This window comes from Pseudomonas eutrophicaquae (assembly GCF_023544715.1).
Classification (GTDB): Bacteria; Pseudomonadota; Gammaproteobacteria; order Pseudomonadales; family Pseudomonadaceae; genus Geopseudomonas.
The window spans coordinates 106,068-126,430 of sequence record NZ_JAMJEZ010000002.1; the positions used below are offsets into that span (position 1 = coordinate 106,068).

General features: G+C 67.4%; 20 protein-coding genes. 15 read left to right on the top strand and 5 right to left on the bottom strand.

Features of this window, described 5'->3' with window-relative positions:
* The first annotated feature begins 6 nt into the window (after window positions 1-6).
* From MXC11_RS01490 to MXC11_RS01515, 6 genes are all read left to right on the top strand, one after another.
* Window positions 7-756: a F0F1 ATP synthase subunit delta gene (locus MXC11_RS01490; protein WP_250004214.1), complete on the top strand. Its 750-nt coding sequence runs from the start codon at window positions 7-9 to the stop codon at window positions 754-756.
* The gene (locus MXC11_RS01495) at window positions 737-2,272 is read left to right on the top strand and encodes a F0F1 ATP synthase subunit alpha (RefSeq protein ID WP_250004215.1); all 1,536 of its coding nucleotides are present in this window, start codon (window positions 737-739) and stop codon (window positions 2,270-2,272) included. The genes MXC11_RS01490 and MXC11_RS01495 overlap by 20 nt, the downstream gene beginning before the upstream one ends.
* A complete protein-coding gene (locus MXC11_RS01500) occupies window positions 2,269-3,108 on the top strand; it encodes a F0F1 ATP synthase subunit gamma (RefSeq protein WP_250004216.1) in 840 nt (279 codons plus the stop codon). Before MXC11_RS01495 ends, MXC11_RS01500 begins: the two co-directional genes overlap by 4 nt.
* 97 nt (window positions 3,109-3,205) lie before the next feature.
* Window positions 3,206-3,688: an acyl-CoA thioesterase gene (locus MXC11_RS01505; protein ID WP_250004217.1), complete on the top strand. Its 483-nt coding sequence runs from the start codon at window positions 3,206-3,208 to the stop codon at window positions 3,686-3,688.
* 59 nt (window positions 3,689-3,747) lie between these two features.
* On the top strand, window positions 3,748-4,143 hold the full coding sequence (locus MXC11_RS01510) for a DUF3301 domain-containing protein (RefSeq protein WP_250004218.1): 396 nt from the start codon (window positions 3,748-3,750) through the stop codon (window positions 4,141-4,143).
* 4 nt (window positions 4,144-4,147) lie between these two features.
* Window positions 4,148-4,459, top strand: coding sequence for a DUF4870 family protein (locus MXC11_RS01515; protein WP_250004219.1), 312 nt, complete (start codon window positions 4,148-4,150; stop codon window positions 4,457-4,459).
* A gap of 8 nt (window positions 4,460-4,467) precedes the next feature.
* Here MXC11_RS01515 and tsaC read toward each other — a convergent pair whose 3' ends face one another.
* A complete protein-coding gene (gene tsaC, locus MXC11_RS01520; RefSeq protein ID WP_250004220.1) occupies window positions 4,468-5,025 on the bottom strand; it encodes an L-threonylcarbamoyladenylate synthase type 1 TsaC in 558 nt (185 codons plus the stop codon).
* Between the two features lie 282 nt (window positions 5,026-5,307).
* Here tsaC and MXC11_RS01525 point away from each other — a divergent pair, with 282 nt between their 5' ends.
* On the top strand, window positions 5,308-5,976 hold the full coding sequence (locus tag MXC11_RS01525) for a hypothetical protein (RefSeq protein ID WP_250004221.1): 669 nt from the start codon (window positions 5,308-5,310) through the stop codon (window positions 5,974-5,976).
* Between the two features lie 2 nt (window positions 5,977-5,978).
* The gene (locus MXC11_RS01530) at window positions 5,979-6,539 is read left to right on the top strand and encodes a FlgO family outer membrane protein (protein WP_250004222.1); all 561 of its coding nucleotides are present in this window, start codon (window positions 5,979-5,981) and stop codon (window positions 6,537-6,539) included.
* 13 nt (window positions 6,540-6,552) lie between these two features.
* Here the strand turns inward: MXC11_RS01530 and dprA are convergent, their stop codons facing one another.
* Window positions 6,553-7,734, bottom strand: coding sequence for a DNA-processing protein DprA (gene dprA, locus MXC11_RS01535; RefSeq protein ID WP_250004223.1), 1,182 nt, complete (start codon window positions 7,732-7,734; stop codon window positions 6,553-6,555).
* 9 nt (window positions 7,735-7,743) lie between these two features.
* Window positions 7,744-8,151 (bottom strand): hypothetical protein, encoded by a 408-nt coding sequence (locus MXC11_RS01540; protein ID WP_250004224.1) that lies wholly within the window; start codon window positions 8,149-8,151, stop codon window positions 7,744-7,746.
* Between the two features lie 132 nt (window positions 8,152-8,283).
* Between MXC11_RS01540 and def the strand changes: the two genes are divergently transcribed.
* The 5 genes from def (at window position 8,284) to MXC11_RS01565 (ending at window position 14,071) form a co-directional block, all read left to right on the top strand.
* A complete protein-coding gene (gene def / locus MXC11_RS01545; RefSeq protein WP_250004225.1) occupies window positions 8,284-8,793 on the top strand; it encodes a peptide deformylase in 510 nt (169 codons plus the stop codon).
* Between the two features lie 48 nt (window positions 8,794-8,841).
* Window positions 8,842-9,783: a methionyl-tRNA formyltransferase gene (gene fmt, locus MXC11_RS01550; RefSeq protein WP_250004226.1), complete on the top strand. Its 942-nt coding sequence runs from the start codon at window positions 8,842-8,844 to the stop codon at window positions 9,781-9,783.
* Window positions 9,783-11,099, top strand: coding sequence for a 16S rRNA (cytosine(967)-C(5))-methyltransferase RsmB (gene rsmB / locus MXC11_RS01555; RefSeq protein ID WP_250004228.1), 1,317 nt, complete (start codon window positions 9,783-9,785; stop codon window positions 11,097-11,099). Before fmt ends, rsmB begins: the two co-directional genes overlap by 1 nt.
* Before the next feature lie 71 nt (window positions 11,100-11,170).
* Entirely contained in the window at window positions 11,171-12,544 is a 1,374-nt protein-coding gene (trkA, locus tag MXC11_RS01560; protein WP_250004230.1) for a Trk system potassium transporter TrkA, read from the top strand.
* A gap of 75 nt (window positions 12,545-12,619) precedes the next feature.
* Entirely contained in the window at window positions 12,620-14,071 is a 1,452-nt protein-coding gene (locus MXC11_RS01565; RefSeq protein ID WP_250004232.1) for a TrkH family potassium uptake protein, read from the top strand.
* A gap of 219 nt (window positions 14,072-14,290) precedes the next feature.
* On the opposite strand, the gene MXC11_RS01570 is transcribed toward MXC11_RS01565, so the two are convergent.
* Window positions 14,291-16,168, bottom strand: coding sequence for an ATP-binding protein (locus MXC11_RS01570; protein ID WP_250004234.1), 1,878 nt, complete (start codon window positions 16,166-16,168; stop codon window positions 14,291-14,293).
* 26 nt (window positions 16,169-16,194) lie between these two features.
* Entirely contained in the window at window positions 16,195-17,082 is an 888-nt protein-coding gene (locus tag MXC11_RS01575) for a lysophospholipid acyltransferase (RefSeq protein WP_250004236.1), read from the bottom strand.
* A 204-nt stretch (window positions 17,083-17,286) separates the two neighbouring features.
* Here MXC11_RS01575 and glyQ point away from each other — a divergent pair, with 204 nt between their 5' ends.
* Together glyQ and glyS are read left to right on the top strand one after the other, a co-directional pair.
* The gene (gene glyQ, locus MXC11_RS01580) at window positions 17,287-18,234 is read left to right on the top strand and encodes a glycine--tRNA ligase subunit alpha (protein WP_250004238.1); all 948 of its coding nucleotides are present in this window, start codon (window positions 17,287-17,289) and stop codon (window positions 18,232-18,234) included.
* Window positions 18,234-20,288 carry a glycine--tRNA ligase subunit beta gene (glyS, locus tag MXC11_RS01585; protein WP_250004240.1) on the top strand — a complete coding sequence of 685 codons (2,055 nt, stop codon included), beginning with the start codon at window positions 18,234-18,236 and terminating at the stop codon, window positions 20,286-20,288. Before glyQ ends, glyS begins: the two co-directional genes overlap by 1 nt.
* The last annotated feature ends 75 nt before the right edge of the window (window positions 20,289-20,363 follow it).

Genomic DNA, 20,363 nt, shown 5'->3' on the forward strand with positions numbered 1-20,363 from the left:
GCTGCCATGACCTTCGACTGGTGGACCCTCGGCCTGCAGACGATCAACGTCGTCATCCTGATCTGGCTGCTGTCACGCTTTTTGTTCCGCCCGGTGGCGCGCATCGTCGCCGAGCGCCAGCAGCAGGCTGAGCAGTTGCTTGATGAGGCGACGGCCGCCCGGACGGCAGCCGAGCAGGAACGCCTGCAGGCTGAAGCCGATCGCGAGGCGCTGCTCGCCCAGCGCGAAACCGCACTCAAGGCCCTGCAGCACGAGATCGCCGAAACCCGCGCGCGGCTGCTCGCCGAGGTGCAGCACACCGCCGAGCGGCAACGCGCCGAGGCCGAGCTCGCGCTCAGCGAGCAGCGCCAGCGCCTGCAGTTGCAGCTGGAACGCCAAGCCGGTGAACTGGCGCTGGATATCGCCGCCCACCTGCTGACTCGCCTGCCAGACAGCCTGCGCCACACCGCCTTTCTCGACGGGCTGATCGAGGGGCTGGCGCAGCTCGCGCCGACCGCCCGGCAGACCCTGTGCCTGGAGTGCGACTCGCTGATCCTGCGCAGCGCGCAGCCGCTCAGTGCGGCAGACGTGCAGCACTGTCAGGCGGCCTTGGCCCCCGCGCTCGGCAAGGCACCTCAGCTGCGCCTGGAGGTCGAGCCGGGGCTGATCGCCGGCCTTGAGCTGGAAGGCTCCAGTGTGGTGGTGCGCAACAGTTTGCGCGCCGATCTGGCGCGCGTGCAGCGGGAGCTGAGTCAGCATGACCTTGCCAACACCTGATGCCTGGCCCGCCAGCGACTGGCTGACCCGCAGCCGCGCCGCGCTGGCGCGCACCCCGCTGTGCGCCGAGGCCGGCGAGATCGGCCGGGTACTGCAGGTCGCCGACGGCATCGCCCGGGTCAGCGGCCTGCCCGGTGTGCGTCTCGACGAGCTGCTGCGCTTTGCCGACGGTAGCCTGGGTTTTGCCATCAGCCTGGACCATGAGCAGATCAGCGTGGTGCTGCTCGATGAGGGGAGCACCCTGGCGGCGGGCAGCGAGGTGTATGGCACCGGCGAGGTGCTGCAGGTGCCGGTCGGCCCGGCCTTGCTCGGCCGGGTGGTGGACCCGCTGGGCCGCCCGCTGGACGGTGACGAGCCGATCCACACCGACCTCTGCCTGCCGATCGAGCGCCCGGCGCCGGCGATCATCGAGCGCGCTGCGGTCCATGAGCCGGTGGAAACCGGCGTGCTGATCGTCGATGCGCTGTTCGCCATCGGCCGCGGTCAGCGCGAGCTGATCATCGGTGACCGCGCCACCGGCAAGACCGCACTGGCGCTGGATGTCATCGTCAACCAGAAGCACTCCGAGCTGATCTGCGTGTATGTCGCCGTCGGCCAGCGCGCCACCGCCGTGCAGCAGGCCATCGAGGCGGTGCGCGCCCACGGCGCCGCCGAGCGCTGCGTGTTCGTGGTCGCCCAGGCCTCGGCACCGGCAGGGCTGCAGTGGGCGGCGCCGTTCGCCGGCTTCAGCATCGCCGAATACTTCCGCGACCGCGGCCAGCATGCGCTGGTGGTGATCGATGACCTCAGCAAACACGCCGCCACCCATCGCCAGCTGTCGCTGCTGACCCACGAGCCGCCAGGCCGCGAGGCCTACCCCGGCGACATCTTCTACCTGCATGCCCGCCTGCTGGAGCGCGCCGCACGGCTCTCCGACGAGCTCGGCGGCGGCTCGCTGACCGCGCTGCCGATCGCCCAGACCGAAGCCGGCAATCTCTCCGCCTACATCCCCACCAACCTGATTTCGATCACCGACGGGCAGATCGTCCTCGACAGCCACCTGTTCGCCGCCAGCCAGCGCCCGGCGGTGGATGTCGGCCTGTCGGTCAGCCGGGTCGGCGGCAAGGCCCAGCCGCGGGTGCTGCGCACGGTGGCCGGGCGTCTGCGTCTGGAATACGCGCAGTTTCTCGAGCTGGAGATGTTCACCCGCTTTGGCGGCCTGAGCGATGCGCGGGTGCGCGAGCAGATCACCCGCGGCGAGCGCAGCCGGGCGCTGCTCGGTCAGCCGCGCTTCGCCGCCCTGCGTCCGGTCGATCAGGTGGCCTTGCTGGCCGCCTTGAATGCCGGGGTGTTCGATCCACATCCGCCCACGCTGCTCGAGCGGCTGCGTGCCCGCCTGCCGGCCTGGCTGGACCTGCACGCCGCCGCGCCGCTGCAGGCGCTGCAGCAAGGCGGCGAACTGGATGCACAGGCCCAGGCCGTGCTGGTCGAGCAGGTGGCCGCGCTGTGCCGTGCGCTGGCCGGGAGTCACGCATGAGCGGCCGGCTGGGGGAGGTCAGCCAGCATCTGGCGACCACCCGTGAGCTGGGGATGATCGTCGCCGCCATGCGCGGCATCGCCGCGGCGCGCTCGCAAGAGGCCCGCCAGCAGCTCGACGGCGTGCGCGCCTACGCCCAGACCCTCAATACCGCACTGGGCGAGGCGCTGGCACTGCTCCCGGAGCCACCGCCCGCCCACACGCCGGCGGGCGAGGGCGCGCCGCTGCTGGTACTGGCGCTGTGTGCCGAGCAGGGCTTTGTCGGCCCGTTCAACGAGCGGGTGCTGGATGTGGCGCAAGAGCTACTGGGCACCGGTGCCGCACTCTGGCTGCTCGGTGAGCGGGGCGTGCTGGGCGCGCGCGAGCGCGGTCTGGCGCTGGACTGGACCGCCCCGATGGCGGTGCGCCTGGATGAGGTGCCGATGCTGGCCAGCCGGCTGAGCGAGGCGCTGTATGCCAGCCTCGGCGCGGGCACGCTGCAGCGGGTGTTGCTGGTGCATGCCCAGCCCGGACGTGGCGAAGTGTGCGCCCGGGTGCTCCTGCCGTTCGACTATTCGCGCTTTGCCGTAGCGCCCCCGCGCCAAGCGCCGCACCTGACCCTGCCGCCGACGCAGCTGATCAGCGCGCTGGCCGGCGAGTACCTGTATGCCGAGCTGTGTGAGGCGCTGGTGCTGTCGTTCAGCGCGGAAAACGAGGCGCGCCTGCAGGCGATGGTCGCCGCGCAAAGCAATGTCGAGGCGCGCCGCGACGAGCTGCTCGCCGAGTTTCGCCGGGTGCGTCAGGATGAAATCACCGAAGAAATCATCGAGCTGTCGGCTTCACGCCTGAAGCCATAGCGGCAGCAGACGGGCAGGGCGGTGAAATTTCCTGCACAAAAAAGCGGGCTATTCGACTAAAGTAGCGAACTTATCCCCATTGATGCAGGAACTTTGCATGCTGCCTGGTACCGCCCAACTGTCCATGACAGTCCTGATGACGCCGGACAAGGCCAACTTTTCCGGGAATGTCCACGGCGGCACCCTGCTCAAGTACCTCGATGAAGTCGCCTACGCCTGCGCCAGCCGCTATGCCGGCCAGTACGTGGTGACCCTGTCGGTCGATCAGGTGACCTTCCGCCAGCCGGTGCATGTCGGCGAGCTGGTGACCTTCCTCGCCTCAGTGAACTACACCGGCACCACCTCGATGGAGGTCGGCATCAAGGTGATCACCGAGGACATCCGCTCCAGAAGCGTGCGCCACACCAACAGCTGCTTCTTCACCATGGTCGCCGTGGACGGGGACGGGCAGCCGACCGCCGTGCCGCCTCTGGAGCCACAGACCCCTGACGAAAAGCGCCGCTTTGCCCAGGCCCAGCAGCGCCGGCAGATCCGTCAGGAACTGGAAGCCCGCTACCAGTCGATTCGCGGCACCCTCTGAGCGCCAGCCATGCGGGTCTGCTGCCATCCCTCCATCCCCGGCCGTGAACGGAGCACAGCATGCTGACACTGGGTGAGCTGACGGTTTTCCTGCTGCTGTTCGGATGCGGTGCCTGGTTATGGCATGCCCATGGCCGGCGGGAACTGGCGCTGGCGCTGGTGCGCCAGGCCTGCCTGCGCGAGGATGTGCTGCTCCTGGATGACAATGTCGCCTTTCGCGGCCTGCGCCTGCAGCGCGACCGGCAGGGACGCCGCCGTCTGGTCCGCGAGTTCACCTTCGAGTTCACCGTCACCGGCGAGCAGCGCCACCCCGGCCGCCTGCTGCTGATGGGGCGCCAGCCGCTGCTGATCGAACTGGCCCCGCACCCGATGCGCGATCAGGCCCCGGAAGACCCGGTGCTCGACCGGGTGATCCAGCTCGACGCTTGGCGCCAGCGCCAGCCGCCCCAGGGCTGATGCCATGCTCACCCCGCTGCAGATCGTCTGGCTGATCTACCTGCTGCAGGCGAGCAGCTACTTCACCGGCGGCGTGACGGCGCTGATCGGGGTGATCCTCGCCTACCTGAATCTGGATGGCAGCAGCCCGCTGCTCGGCTCGCACCTGCGCCAGCAGATCCGCTGGTTCTGGTGGAGCCTGTTGTGGGTCGTGCTGGGGACGCTGCTGTCGCTGATTCTGGTGGGGTATCTGGTGCTGCTGGTCTGGTTTGTCTGGTCGGTGTACCGGCTGGTCAAGGGACTGCACTGCCTCAATCGCCAGCAGCCCGTCGACTAAACCACCCCTCAGGAAGGGCGCAGCACCGCGCCGGTGCGCAGGTCGCGAATCAGGCTGGGATTACGCCGCCCGCCCAGCTCACCGCCCAGCACCGCATCCAACCGCGCGCCGAAATACTGTGCGATCCGCAGCCGTGAGCGGGCCGCCGGACGTCCGGCCGGGTTGGCCGAGGTGGAGACCAGCGGGCCGGTCAGCCGGCACAGGGCCTGCACACCCGGATGATCACTGACCCGCAGCGCCACGCTGTCGTGCCGGCCGGTGATCCAGGCCGGCAGGCGGCCCTGATGGGGCACCAGCCAGGTGTTCGGGCCGGGCCAGCTGTCCTCCAGCGGCGCCAGCCAATCGACAGGCAGATCATCGAGCAGAAAATCGAACTGCGCACGCTCGGCCGCCACCAGGATCAGGCCTTTTTCCACCGGGCGCTGCTTGAGCGCCAGTAGCCGCTCGACCGCGTCAGCATTCCAGGGGTCACAACCCACGCCCCAGACTGCCTCGGTGGGATAAGCGATCACCCCACCCGCCTTCACGATTCGCGCCACGCGCTGTAACTGCCACTGACTGACCATCACCGCCTCCGCTGGCCGAAAAATGCTGCGCAGTGTAGCGGTTTGCCCGAAGGCCGGCAGCCGCCGGGATCAGCGGCCAATGGGGGAAAACAGTGCCAGCAAAAGGCAAAACAATACCAGGGGGTATCGGGCAACGACTTCTAGACTCCAAGAAGGCGGGGGCGTCGGTTGACGCAGCGCTGCCGCACGGTGACCGCAGAAGCCGGTGCCCGGAGGTTTGGACTGATCCGGCGTATGCACCTCGGAAGCGGCGGATTTTCATTTGTCGAAAGGGACGATCTCATGAACAGACTCATCCTCGGTCTGCTGGCCAGCAGTGTGGTGATCGGTGGTTGCGCACGACATACCGAAGCACCTATTGCCAGCAACTTCCCCTATCAGCAGCAGCACAAGCTGCAGTCAGCCGCGCATTGGCAACTGATTGCCCGCGATACGGCGGCCCAGATCAAGGCGCAGTTGCCGACCCAGCGCGCGCTGTATGTGCACACCTCAGGGCAACACAGCCCGTTTGAACAAGCATTCATGCAGCAACTGGCCAGCGAACTGGCCAGCGCGGGCTATCCGATGATGAAGCGCGCCCAGCGCCCCGATGTACTGACGGTAGAGGTCTCCGCCACACCGCTGCGCTTCTCCCGGCATCGTCAGCAGTACAGCACCACCGGCGTACTGACCGCACTGAGCAGTGGGCTGTGGGTGTTGCACGAGATCTACAATAACGTCTCCCCGGGAGCCGCGATGGTCGCGGGTGCCGTCGCCGTGGATGCCACCACCTGGCTGCGCTCGGAGTTTGCCAGTGGCCCGACACCCCGCACGGAGCTGGTCGTCAACACCCGTGTTTCCAGCGCTGATCAGTATTACCTGCAAACCACCAGCGCCTATTACACCGCCGATGGTGATCTCAGCCTGTACGAAAACTGGCCAACAGCCATCTTGCCGGTGAAGGGGGAGTGATGATGAAACTGACACCTGCAGTCCTCGCCCTGACCGTGGCCGTGCTATCCGGCTGCTCGCACTCGCTGCAGCACCGGAGTGAGCGGCTGACGCTCTCCGAAAACACCTTCATCGCCACCAACCAGATCGCCGTGGATCGCTTGATACGGCATCTGGATGCCCGACTGCCGGCCGGCAGCGGGCCGCTGCTGGTCACCACGCTGGTCAACATCGATGATCTGGATACTTCATCAACACTCGGGCGCGTGATCTCCGAGCAGGTCACCTCGCGCTTCGTGCAGCATGATTACCGCATCGTGGAGATGAAGTTCGGCAAAAGCGTCTATATGCACCGCGATCAGGGGGAAATGGTGCTGACCCGTGCCGTGCAAGAAACGGCCAGCCAGCATGCCGCCAAGGCGGTTGTGGTCGGCACGTATGGCGAGAGCCGCAACCATGCCTTCATCAGTCTGAAGGTGGTGCAGCCGGAAACCAGTGCCATCATCGCTGTGCATGATTACGCCGTCCCACTCAGTCATGGCATCAGCCTGATGCTGCGCAATCGTCCGACGGCGACGCCCTGAATCCCGCCTGCGCTCACCCCGCCCGGTAGGCCCAGAGCCCCTGCTCGCAAATCACCCGCTCATCGAGTTCCAGCTCGGTCAGCAGGGCGAGGGTCTGCGGCAGGGGGTGTCCGCTGTGCAGGGCCAGCGCTTCGCTGCTCAGCGGGGCGGCACGCAGCAGAGTCAGCAAGGCCTCGGCCTCGCTGGAACTGGCGGGGAACAACGGCAGACTGGGGGCCGGTGGCGGCGCAGCAGGGGATGGTGTGGCCATCGGCGCGTGCGTGGGGGCCGGTCTTGCAGCGATCGCCGGTGCGGGCCGCTGCCAGCCACGCAGGGCCTCGAGGATGTCCTCGATGCACTCGACCAACTGCGCACCCTCGCGGATCAGCTGATGACAGCCGCGCGAGCCGGGATGGTGGATGGAGCCGGGGATGGCAAAGACTTCACGACCCTGCTCGGCCGCCAGGCGCGCGGTGATCAGCGAGCCACTCGACGGACTGGCTTCCACCACCAGCACCCCGAGCGACAGGCCGCTGATGATCCGGTTGCGCCGCGGAAAGTTGCTGGCATGGGGCGTGGTCAGCAGCGGCAATTCAGACACCAGCGCACCGCCTTCGGCCACGATGCGCAGCGCCAGGGCGCTGTGCCGGGCCGGATAAATACGCTCAAGCCCGGTACCGAGTACCGCGACCGTACCGCCCGGTGCCTCCAGCGCGCCCTGATGGGCGGCACCATCAATCCCCAACGCCAGACCGCTGGTGACGACAAAGCCGCCGGCGGCCAGGCTGCGGGAAAACGCCAGGGCGGTGTCCAGGCCCGGCCGGCTGGCGCGGCGACTGCCCACCACCGCCAGTTGCGGGCGCTCCAGCAGCGCCGGATCGCCGGCGACAAACAGCAGCGGCGGGGCATCGGACAGCTCGCCGAGCAGCGCCGGGTAGCGTGGATCATCAAAGCACAGCAGATGGTGCGCGGCCTGCTCCAGCCAGGGCAGGCTGGCGGCTACTGCATCACGCACCCGCGCGCCGTGGCGCGTCTCCAGTGCCGCGGCCGGCGCGCCCAGTGCACGCCACGCGCTGGCCGGGGCCGCCAGCGCCGCCTCGGCGCTGCCAAAATGCTGCAACAGCCGGCGCCAGCGCCGTGGACCGATCTCCGGCAGCAACAGCAGGGCGAGACGGGCGCGGGTCTCCGCCTCGCAGAGGTGAGCAGGACAGGGCATGGCAACTCCTCAGGGCAGGGCGGGGGCAGACGTCTGGGGGATCACCGGCACCAGGTGATCGCCCGGACGCACTTCATGGCGGGCTTTTAAGACGCGCAGTACGGCTTGATCCTCCTGCACCGCCAGCAGCTCGGCCTGCCCGAAGGCTCCGGCCAGCGGCAGGCTCAGGGCATCGGCAGTACGGGGCGCTTCGGGCAGTCGATAGAGCAGGTAGTGCTGCACGCCTTGGGGGAAGTGGCCACGCCCCTGCAGGCGATCACCGATACCACCCAGTGCCCGGCCTGCCTCGATGGACAAGACCCGGGCCGGTGGCGGCGCGTGCTCTGCCGTCGCAGCCGGCGGGATCGCCCCACCCAACAGCCCCGGCAGCAGCCAGCTCGCGACGCGGCCTAGCCGGGCGCAGAGTGTTTTCCTCATGGGTTAATGCCTTTATGATGTCGCCATTCTTGAATCACACCGCCGGCTTGCCTTCGGGGCGCCTCGCTGCAGACCGTAGCGGATGGTACCGCCGGCCCCCTCCGCAATTTCTCGAGTGCATCACAAAGGCCTATGGCGATCCTCAACATTCTCGAATTCCCCGATCCGCGCCTGCGCACCCTCGCCCAGCCGGTCGATGTGGTCGATGACGCCCTGCGCCAGCTGATCGACGACATGTTCGACACCATGTACGCCGCGCCGGGCATCGGCCTGGCTGCCACTCAGGTCAATGTGCACAAACGTGTAGTGGTGATGGACCTCTCCGAGGAACAGAACGAGCCGCGGGTGTTCATCAACCCCGAGCTTGAGCCGCTCAGCGACGATCTGGCCCCCTATCAGGAGGGCTGCCTGTCGGTGCCGGGTTTCTATGAAAGCGTCGATCGCCCGCTGCGGATACGGATCCGCGCGCTGAATCGTGACGGGCAGCCGTTCGAGGAAATCGCCGAGGGCCTGCTGGCGGTGTGCATCCAGCATGAATGCGACCATCTCAACGGCAAGCTGTTCGTCGATTACCTCTCCAGCCTCAAGCGTGATCGCATCAAGAAGAAGCTGGAAAAACAGCACCGTCTGCAAAAATCCTGACTGACCTGAAGGCTTGCCACGGCAAGCCTTTTTTCTTGAGCGAGTCCCATGACCCAGCCCCTGCGCATCGTCTTTGCCGGCACCCCGGAATTTGCCGCCCGCCACCTTGAAGCCCTGCTCGAGGCCGGCCTCACCCCGGTGGCGGTCTACACCCAGCCCGACCGCCCCGCCGGCCGCGGCCAGAAGCTGATGGCAAGCCCAGTCAAGCAGCTGGCTGTTGCCCACGGCATCCCGGTGCTGCAGCCGGCCACGCTGCGCGATGCCGCGGCCCAGGCGGAGCTGGCCGCGCTGGCGCCTGATCTGCTGGTGGTGGTGGCCTATGGGCTGATCCTGCCGCAGGTGGTGCTGGATATCCCGCACCTTGGCTGCATCAACAGCCACGCCTCCTTGCTGCCCCGCTGGCGCGGTGCCGCGCCGATCCAGCGCGCCGTGGAGGCCGGTGATGCCGAAAGCGGGGTCACGGTGATGCAGATGGAGGCTGGCCTGGACACCGGGCCGATGCTGCTCAAGGTCAGCACGCCGATTAGCGCTGAGGACACCGGCGGCAGCCTGCATGACCGTCTGGCCGCACTCGGCGCCGCGGCGGTGGTCGAGGCCATTCCGCTGCTGGTCGCCGGCACGCTCAAAGGCGAGCGGCAGGACGAGGCGCTGGCTACCTACGCCCACAAGCTGAACAAGGACGAGGCGCGCCTCGACTGGAGCCACCCGGCTGAGGAGCTGGAGCGCCGGGTGCGCGCCTTCACCCCATGGCCGATCTGCCACACCACGCTCGGCGGCGCGGCCCTCAAGGTCTACGCGGCTGAAGTGACCGACGGGCAGGGCGCACCGGGGAAAATACTCGACGCCAGCCGCGACGGCCTGACCGTGGCCTGCGGCAGTGGCGCACTGCGCCTGACCCGCCTGCAGTTGCCGGGCGGCAAGCCGCTGGGCTTCAGTGATCTGTACAACAGCCGCCGCGAGCAGTTCGCCCCCGGCCAGGTGCTGGTCTGATGGCCGTCAATCCGCGCCTCGCCGCGGCCCGCGCGCTGGGTGCCGTACTCGCCGGCAAGGCCTCGCTGGGCAGTGCCCTGCCCGCGCAGCTGGAGCGCGTCGAGCCGCGTGATCGAGGTCTGACCCAGGAGCTGGCCTTCGGCACCGCCCGCTGGCAGCCGCGCCTGTCTCTCCTCGCTGACAAGCTGCTGCAAAAGCCCTTCAAGGCTGCCGACCGGGATCTTGAGGCACTGCTGCTGGTCGGCCTCTACCAGCTGTTCTACACCCGCATCCCCGCGCACGCGGCGATCGGAGAGACGGTCGGCTGCGTCGACAAGCTGAAAAAATCCTCAGCCAAGGGCCTGATCAACGCCGTGCTGCGCCGCGCCCAGCGCGAAGGTGAGGCGCTGCTCGCCGAACTGGAGCGCGATCCGGCCGCACGCACCGCCCACCCGCGCTGGCTGCAGAAGGCGCTCAAGGCCCACTGGCCGGAGCACTGGGAAGCGATCTGCGCGGCCAACAACAGCCATCCGCCGCTGACCCTCAGGGTCAATCGCCGCCACGGCTCGCGCGAGGCGTATCTCGCCGAGCTGGCCGCCGCCGGCCTCGACGCGCAGGCCTGCCCGTTCAGCCGCGATGGCGTACAGCTGGCCGTGCCCTGCGATGTGACGACCCTGCCGGGCTTTGCCGAAGGGCGGGTCAGCGTGCAGGACGAGGCCGCCCAGCTGGCTGCCGAGCTACTCGAACTCAAGCCGAACCTGTGCGTGCTGGATGCCTGCTGCGCCCCCGGTGGCAAGACCTGCCACCTGCTGGAAGCCGAGCCGAGCCTTGCCGTCACCGCGGTGGACCTGGAAGACAGCCGCCTGCAGCGGGTGCGCGAAAATCTGCAGCGTCTCCAGCTCGATGCCCGGCTGATCGCCGCCGACGCCCGTGCGGTGGGGCAGTGGTGGGATGGCCAGCCATTCCAGCGCATTCTTCTCGATGCACCCTGCTCGGCAACCGGAGTGATCCGTCGCCACCCGGACATCAAGCTGACTCGTCAGGCCAGCGACATCGCCGCGCTGGCCGCGCTGCAGGGCGAGCTGCTCGATGCGCTGTGGCCGGCGCTGGAGGTCGGCGGGGTGCTGCTTTACGCCACCTGCTCGAGCCTGCCGACCGAGAACACCGACGTGATCGGCGCCTTCCTCGCCCGCACCCCCGGCGCCCGCGAGCTGGACATCCCAGGCCCGTTCGGCGTGAAACAGCCCCACGGCCGCCAGCTGCTGGCGCAGGTGGACGGTCACGACGGCTTCTATTACGCCAAACTGATCAAGATCGCCGCCGTCCCGCGCGGCTGAGGCATCCCGGGGCTGACCGTCCCGACCATAATCAAGGCGGCGGGTGATCCCCACGCCAGAGGAGCAGCTGGATGAAGATCATCATTCTCGGCGCAGGCCAGGTCGGTGGCAGCCTTGCCGAACACCTGGCCAATGAGGCCAACGACATCACCGTGATCGACACCGACAGCGAGCGGCTGCGCGATCTGGGCGATCGTCTGGACATCCGCACCATCCAGGGCAAAGGCTCGCACCCGACCGTCATGCGCCAGGCCGGCGCCGACGATGCCGACATGCTGGTGGCGGTGACCAACAGCGATGAAACCAACATGATCGCCTGCCAGGTCGCCTACAGCCTGTTCAACACCCCGACCAAGATCGCCCGGGTGCGCGAGTCGGCCTACCTGACCCGCAGCGGGCTGTTCTGCAACGAATCGATCCCCATCGATGTGCTGATCAGCCCGGAACAGGTGGTGACCAACTACATCAAGCGGCTGATCGAATACCCCGGCGCCCTGCAGGTGCTCGACTTTGCCGACGGCAAGGTGCAGCTGGTCGGGGTGCGCGCCTATTACGGCGGGCCGCTGGTCGGCCAGCAGCTCAAGCAGATCCGCCAGCACATGCCGCACATCGATGCGCGAGTCGCCGCCATCTACCGCCGTGACCGGGCGATCCTCCCCGAGGGCGATACGGTGATCGAGGCCGATGATGAGGTGTTCTTCATCGCCGCCCGCAACCATATCCGCGCAGTGATGAGCGAGATGCGCCGCCTTGATCAGGGCTATCAGCGGGTGGTGATTGCCGGCGGCGGGCATATCGGCGAGCGGCTGGCAGAGGCCATCGAGAGCCGCTATCAGGTGAAGATCATCGAGATGAACGCCTCGCGCTGCCGCCAGCTGTCCGACACTCTGGAGAGCGCCATCGTCCTGCACGGCAGCGCCAGCGACCGCGACTTGCTGATCGAGGAGAACATCAACGAGGCCGACCTGTTCCTTGCCCTGACCAACGACGACGAGGCCAACATCATGTCCTCGCTGCTGGCCAAACGCTTGGGCGCGCGCAAGGTGATGAGCCTGATCAACAACCCGGCCTACGTCGATCTGATCCAGGGCGGGGAGATCGACATCGCCATCAGCCCGCAGCAGGCGACCATCGGTACACTGCTGACCCATGTGCGCCGCGGCGATATTGTCGCCGTGCATTCGCTGCGCCGCGGGGCCGCCGAGGCAATCGAGGCGATCGCCCACGGCGATGCGCGCGCCAGCAAGGTGGTGGGGCGCAAGGTCGCCGATGTGCCACTGCCGCCGGGCACCACCATCGGCGCCATCGTGCGCGACGAGCAGGTGCTGATTGCGCATGGCACCACGCAGATCGAGGACGGTGACCATGTGCTGCTGTTTCTGGTCGACAAGAAATACGTACGCGATGTCGAGCGGCTGTTCCAGCCCGGCCTGACCTTCTTCTGACCCCACAGGGCGCGCGTGCGTGGCCCGGTCATCCACCGGGCTGGCCGTGACCGCCCATCGGCTCTGGTGGATTCCATGCATTACGCTGTCATTTCCCGGATTCTCGGCATCCTGCTGATGCTGTTCAGCATCAGCCATCTGCCGCCGCTGCTGATCGATCTCTACTATCAGGAAGGCACCTGGCAGAGCTTCATCTGGGCCTTCACCATCACCCTGTGCAGCGGGGCGGCGATCTGGCTGCCGGTACGCAAGGCGCGTGGCGAGCTGCGCGCCCGCGACGGTTACCTGATCACCGCGCTGTTCTGGAGCGTGCTCGGGCTGTTCTCGGCGATCCCGTTCCTGCTGGGTGACAAACCGGCGATGAGCGCCTCCGATGCGTTGTTCGAGGCCTTCTCGGGCCTCAGCACCACCGGGGCCACAGTGCTCACCGGGCTCGATACGCTGCCCCACGCGATTCTCTACTACCGCCAGCAGCTGCAGTGGCTGGGCGGCATGGGGATCGTGGTGCTGGCGGTGGCGGTGATGCCGATGCTCGGCATCGGTGGCATGCAGCTGTACCGCGCGGAGATGCCCGGCCCGCTCAAGGACAACAAGCTCTCGGCACGCATCGCCGATACCGCCAAGACCCTCTGGCTGATCTACTGCGGGCTCACCGTGCTCTGCACACTGGCTTACTGGATGGCCGGCATGGGACTGTTCGATGCCATCGGCCACAGCTTTGCGACTATCGCCATCGGCGGCTTCTCGACCCACGATGCCAGCATCGGCTACTTCGACAGCCCGCTGATCGAGGCGCTCTGCATCTTCTTCATGGCCGCTTCGGGGATGAACTTCGCCCTGCATTTTCTCGCCCTGCGCAGCCGCTCGCTGAAGACCTATCTGCAGGACCCCGAGTGCATGGCCTACCTCAAGCTGCTGGCCTCGGTCTTTGCGATCACCACGCTGGTGCTGGTGTTCTACGGCCATCACGACAGCCCACTGGACTCACTGCGCTATGCGGCCTTCCAGGTGGTCTCGGTGTTCACCACCACCGGCTTTGGAGTCGATGATTTCAGCGCCTGGCCGAGCTTTCTGCCCTTCCTGCTGCTGTACACCGCGTTCATCGGCGCCTGTGCCGGCTCCACCGGGGGCGGCATGAAGGTGATGCGCGCCATGCTGGTGGTGCGCCAGGGCCAGCGGGAGATCCTGCGGCTGCTGCATCCCAGCGGGGTGTTTGGCGTGAAGCTGGGCAAGCGCCGGGTACCGGACCGGGTGATCGAGTCGGTATGGGGCTTCTGTGCGGTGTATCTGGTGACCTTCTTCGGCTTGATGCTGCTGCTGCTCGGCACCGGTCTGGATCCGATTACCGCCTTCTCCAGCCTCGCCTCGTGCATGAACAACCTCGGCCCGGCGCTGGGCGAGGCCGCCGCTCACTATGGCACGCTGCCGGACAGCGCCAAGGGGCTGCTCAGTGTGGCGATGATTCTGGGGCGGCTGGAGGTGTTCTCGCTGGTGGTGCTGCTCTCACCAGCGTTCTGGCGCTACTGAATCCGTCGCTATAGCAAAAGGCTTACACGAAGCAGGGCCGATTGGCGCTTCGCCAGCGGTGAGTACCAGCCCATAATGGCGCCATCTACTGCAGTTACGGATGACTGCAGGATCAAGGAAGATCGACCACAGCCCCTGATGGCAGCCCGACAGGAGGTTGGGGTGGTCAGAAAAAAACCCGCGCAAGCGGGTTTTTTGTTGCCTGAAAAACGCCGTGGCTCAGCCCAGCAGCAGCAGGACATCATGGGCAGATTGCCCGGCCTGCGCCCGCAAGGCCCGCCCCGGCAGCGCGCGCAAACGCTCGATCAGCAGGCGCTGCGCCGTGCGATCGATCGGTGCGGCGTAAGTGCTGCTCAGCCTCTCGAGTACCCCCGCACAGCGCTCCAGCAAAGCCTGCAGCGCGCTGTCCTGAGCATCGAGTTGCAGGCGGGCAGCAGCCAGCACGGTCAGCGGCTGCACGGTAGGCAGACGGCGCAATGCCTCATCCAGCGGCCGCAAACTCCCATCCTCCTGACGACAGCTAAACAGCGCCTCACGCTCAGCGGCGCGGTGCACCCGGCCATCACGGCCCACCAGATAGTCGCCCGCCAGCTCCCCGTGAGCAATGTGATAGCGCCGGGCCAGCACCTGCCAGCCCGCCGCCTGCAGATCGGCAGCCTGCACCGGTGGATGAGGCTGCTGCGGAGCAAAGGTTGGCTGCTGCGCCGCATCCAGGTAGAGCGCCAGCCGGCGACCGTGCAGATCATCGACCTCCAGTATGCCGCCACGGCCCGCCTGGGCAGCACGGATAGAGGCCCGGCACTCGATGCCCGCCACCTGCGCGCGATAGACCCCGTTGCCATCGGCATCACAGCGCGCCTGCATGGCTTCACGGCGGGTACGTCCATCCGTATGCCGGTAGAGGATCACCGGCTCGCCCTGCGCATCGGTGACCTCCAGCGACGCGGCTAACGTACTGCCCAGACCAGCGATGTGCGCCTGGTAGAGCTGCCCGTCCAGCAGCAGACGATAACGCCCGTTGCCGGCCGCATCGACAGCCAGGCGCTGGGGCTGGCGGCGGTAATCCCCGACCGCGTAGCGATACAGCCCCCCCTGCAGGGGCTCCAGGAACAGCGGCCCGCCATAGACTCCCAGCAGCTGGCCCTCCTGACCGATCACCGCTAGGTAGCGCTCTCCATCGATTTCGTAGCAATACCCGCCATGACACTGCCCGGCCGCACAGGTTTGCCAAGCCCCGGGGGTCCACTCGACCTGCACATGGGCGGCACTGAGGGGCTCACCGGGCTCTCGCTCGGCGTGCCAGTAGCCCGGCTCCCCCTTGGGATGCTGACGGGCATCGGCCAGCACATCCGTGATGCCCAGAAGCGGCGCGGCATGCTGCTCGGCTGGCCAGTGGGCACGGACCCAGTCCGCCTCCAGCGGCACATGGGGCTGCTCGGCGAGAGGGGTCAGGCGCCCCTCCATATCGACATACAGCGGCCTCCCCTCGCGAAGCACCCGGCCATCGGCCTGCAGCTCGCAGCGCTCGGCGGCGCGACCGTAGAGTGTCACCTTGAGGCACGCGCCCAGCTCGCGGCTCAGCTGTTCCACCTCCAGCGGCGGATCGCCGTACAGCGAGAAGGGCTCCAGATCGAGACTGAGCAGATCCAGCGGCCCCAGCCAGACCCTGCTCGGTGGCTCGGCCGGATCGTCGGCCAGTTGCAGGACCAGCTGCGCCCGCGCCTGCTGGGTGGGCGCCGGGCTGTAACAGGGTTCGGCCGCACCTTCGCGCTGGATGGCCCGCAGCTGGCAGTCGACCGCCCACTGCAGCGCCTCACGCACCTCGGCACTCAGCACACCGTCCGCCGCCCGACGGGCCAGCTCCTGCAAGCGCTGCAGGTATTCATCGATGTGCGCCAGCTGCGCGCGGGCTCTCTGCAGCGCCGCGATGGCCGCCTCCACCTGTTGCAGCTGTGCACCCCGCGCCAGTGCCTGCGGCGTGCGCCGCTCGGTTTCCAGCGCCACCGTGGGCGGGCGATGGCGCAGGGCAGGGACATGGCCTTGTGCATCCTGCAGACGCAGCAGAGGCAGGGCTTCGCGCGGTGAATCAGCGGTCATGATCAGAACTCCTGCGGACGATCCGCTCAATACCAGCGCGGCTCACCCGGCGGGCGCTTCTTGAAGCGCTTCATGCTCCACATGTACTGGCTTGGCCAGCGGCGCACGTAGCTTTCAATCATCTGGCTCATCGCCGCCACGCCGACTTCCGGATCCTTGCTGTACATCGCCTCCGGCGCGGCCTCGAGGATCACCTTGAAGCCGCTGCCATCCTCCAAGCGGATCGCATGCAGGAACACGCCAACTGCCTTGTGCCCGGCGAGCATGCCCGGCACAAACTTGCTGGTCAGCGCCTGCACGGCAAAAAATGGCACGAAGATGCCGCTGCCCTCGCTCGGCTCCGGGTCGGCGGGAATCCCTACCGCACCACCGCGGCGCACCTCCTTGATCACGCTGAGAATGCCCTCCTTGGTCGACGGCGCCACGCGGTTGCCCATCTGCACCCGCTGCTGCTGCAGCAGCTCGTCCACCACCTTCTGCTTGGGCGGACGGTAGAAGATGATCGGTTTGCACTGGTTGCAATAGAAGTGGTTGAGCACTTCCCAGTTGCCCAGATGGCTGGTGATGCCGACCACGCCTTTGCCGCTGGCCAGCGCGGCTTCGAGCACCTCCAGCCCCTCGACTTCCTTGACCAGCGCCAGCGATTTCTGCGCTGGCCAGATCCAAGCGCAGGCACTTTCGGCAAAGGTCTTGCCGATATCGCGCAGGGTGCGCCGGAGCAGATCCTCGCGCTCGGCCGCGCTCAGCTCGGGGAAACAGCGGGCCTGGTTGATGCGCACCACCTCGCGCGAGCGGTTAGGCAGCTTCCACAGCAACCAGCCGATCGTCGCGCCGAGGCGCTGCACGGCGGACCAGGGCAGGGCGGCGACCAGCCGCAGCGCGCCCACCACCAGGGCGCCTTTGATTTTCTCCACGGGGTTCTCCGGCGGTTGGATTGAGCGGGCATTGTAGCGCGCCGATCACGGTCCCGTTCCGTGCGCCGACTGCTGAACCATGGATGTTCCACGTGGAACACACCCAGCCCTTGCCACGCCGACGATACGCAATGCTGCCCCGCCAGTGCTTTCGCCATCGGTTATACTCGCCCGCTTTATGCAAGCCTCAGAACAGGTGATTTCGTGAGCCAGACTACGCCTGCCGTGCGCACCTTCCAGGACCTGATCCTCGCCCTGCAAAGTTACTGGGCCGAGCAGGGCTGCGTGGTATTGCAGCCCTACGACATGGAAATGGGTGCCGGCACCTTCCATACCGCAACCTTCCTGCGTGCCATCGGTCCCGAGACCTGGAACGCCGCCTACGTGCAGCCCTCGCGCCGCCCGGCCGACGGCCGCTACGGCGAGAACCCCAACCGCCTGCAGCATTACTACCAGTTCCAGGTGGTGCTGAAGCCGAACCCGGACAATATCCAGGATCTGTACCTCGGCTCACTGCGCGCCATCGGCATCGACACCAGCGTCCACGACATCCGTTTCGTCGAAGACAACTGGGAGTCGCCGACCCTCGGCGCTTGGGGCCTGGGCTGGGAAGTCTGGCTCAACGGCATGGAAGTCACCCAGTTCACCTACTTCCAGCAGGTCGGCGGCGTCGAGTGCTATCCGGTGACCGGTGAGATCACCTACGGTCTCGAGCGTCTGGCCATGTACCTGCAGGGCGTCGACTCGGTGTACGACCTGGTCTACTCCGACGGCCCGTTCGGCAAGGTCACCTACGGCGATGTGTTCCACCAGAACGAGGTGGAGCAGTCGACCTACAACTTCGAGCACGCCAACGTCGACAAGCTGTTCGAGTTGTTCGATTTCTACGAGGGCGAGGCCAGCCGCCTGATGGCCCTCGAGCTGCCGCTGCCGAGCTACGAGATGGTGGTCAAGGCCTCGCACACCTTCAACCTGCTCGACGCCCGTCGCGCCATCTCGGTGACCGCGCGCCAGCAGTACATCCTGCGCGTGCGCACCCTGGCCCGCGCCGTGGCGCAGAGCTACCTGCAGGCGCGCGCCAAGCTCGGCTTCCCGATGGCCACCCCCGAACTGCGTGATGAAGTCCTGGCCAAGCTGAAGGAGGCCGAATAATGAGCGCTCAAGATTTCCTGGTCGAACTGGGCACCGAAGAGCTGCCCCCCAAGGCGCTGAAGTCGCTGGCCGAAGCCTTCCTCGCCGGCGTGGAGAAGGGCCTGAAGGCCGCCGGTCTGGAGTACGCCAACGCGCGCTACTACGCCGCGCCGCGTCGTCTGGCCCTCTTCGTCGAGCAGCTGGCCACCCAGCAGCCGGACCGCGAGGTGCGTCTGGATGGCCCGCCACTGCAGGCCGCCTTCGACAAGGACGGCAAGCCGACCCAGGCCGCGCTGGGCTTCGCCAAGAAGTGCGGCGTCGAGCTGAGCGAGGTCGACATCTCCGGCCCGAAACTCAAGTTCGTCCAGTCCATCGCCGGCCAGCCGGCCGCCAGCCTGCTGCCAGGCATCGTCGAGGCCTCGCTGAACGAGCTGCCGATCCCCAAGCGCATGCGCTGGGGTGCTCGTCGTGAGGAGTTCGTGCGTCCGACCCAGTGGCTGGTGATGCTGCTGGGCGACGAGGTGGTCGACTGCGAGATCCTGACCCGCAAAGCCGGGCGCGTCTCACGTGGCCACCGCTTCCACGCCAACCATGACGTGCGCATCAGCAACCCGGCCAGCTACGCCGAGGACCTGCGCAGCGCCTACGTGGTGGCCGACTTCGCCGAGCGCCGCGCCAGTATCGACGCCCGCGTCGCCGAACTGGCTGCCGAGCAGGGCGGTAGCGCCATCGTGCCGCCGGCGCTGCTGGACGAGGTGACCGCGCTGGTCGAGTGGCCGGTGCCGCTGGTCTGCTCCTTCGAAGAACGCTTCCTCGAGGTGCCGCAGGAGGCGCTGATCGCCACCATGCAGGACAACCAGAAGTACTTCTGCCTGGTCGACGCCGATGGCAAGCTGCTGCCGCGCTTTATCACTGTGGCCAACATCGAGTCAAAGGACCCGGCGCAGATCGTTTCCGGCAACGAGAAGGTGGTGCGCCCGCGTCTGACCGACGCCGAGTTCTTCTTCAAGCAGGACAAGAAGCACGCTCTCGAGGACAACAACCAGCGCCTGGCCAACGTGGTGTTCCAGGCCCAGCTGGGCAGCGTGTTCGACAAAGCCGAGCGCGTATCGAAACTGGCGGCATTCATCGCCGCACGGATCGGCGGCGACGCCGAGCGCGCTGCGCGTGCCGGCATCCTGTCCAAGTGCGACCTGGCCAGCGAGATGGTCGGCGAGTTCCCGGAGATGCAGGGCATCGCCGGCTACTACTACGCGCTGCACGACGGCGAACCGGCTGACGTGGCGCTGGCGCTGAACGAGCAGTACATGCCGCGCGGCGCCGGCGCCGAGCTGCCGTCCACCCTGACCGGCGCTGCCGTGGCGGTGGCCGACAAGCTCGACACCCTGGTCGGCATTTTCGGCATCGGCATGCTGCCCACCGGCTCCAAGGATCCCTACGCACTGCGCCGCGCCGCGCTGGGCGTGCTGCGCATCCTGATCGAGAAGCAGCTGGATCTGGATCTGGTCGAGGCGGTGGCCTTCGCCGTCGCGCAGTACGGCGATAAGGTCAAGGCCGACGGCCTGGCCGCCCAGGTGCAGGACTTCATCTTCGACCGCCTGCGCGCCCGATACGAGGACGAAGGCATCGAGGTCGCCGTGTACCAGGCGGTGCGTGCCCTGGCGCCTTCCGCGCCGCTGGACTTCGACCAGCGCGTGCAGGCCGTGCAGGCGTTCCGCCAGCTGGCCGAAGCCGCCACCCTGGCCGCCGCCAACAAGCGCGTCTCCAACCTGCTGGCCAAGGCCGAGGGCGAGGTGCCGCACGAGCCGAGCAGCAGCCTGCTGGTCGAGCCGGCCGAGCAGACCCTGGCCCTGGCGATCAGCCAGGCCGCCGAGGCGGTCGCCCCGCTGGCCGCGGCGCGCAACTACAACGCCGCGCTGCAACGCCTGGCCGCCCTGCGCGCGCCGGTGGATGCGTTCTTCGAGGAAGTGCTGGTCAACGCCGACGACGCCGCGGTGCGCGCCAACCGCTACGCGCTGCTGAGCCAACTGCGCGGCCTGTTCCTCGGCGTGGCGGACATCTCGCTGCTGGGCTAAGGCCATCCACCTGTGGATAACGATACCGCTCGTTATCCACAGGCTGCCACTGACAGCCCTCTGTGGATAAAGCCC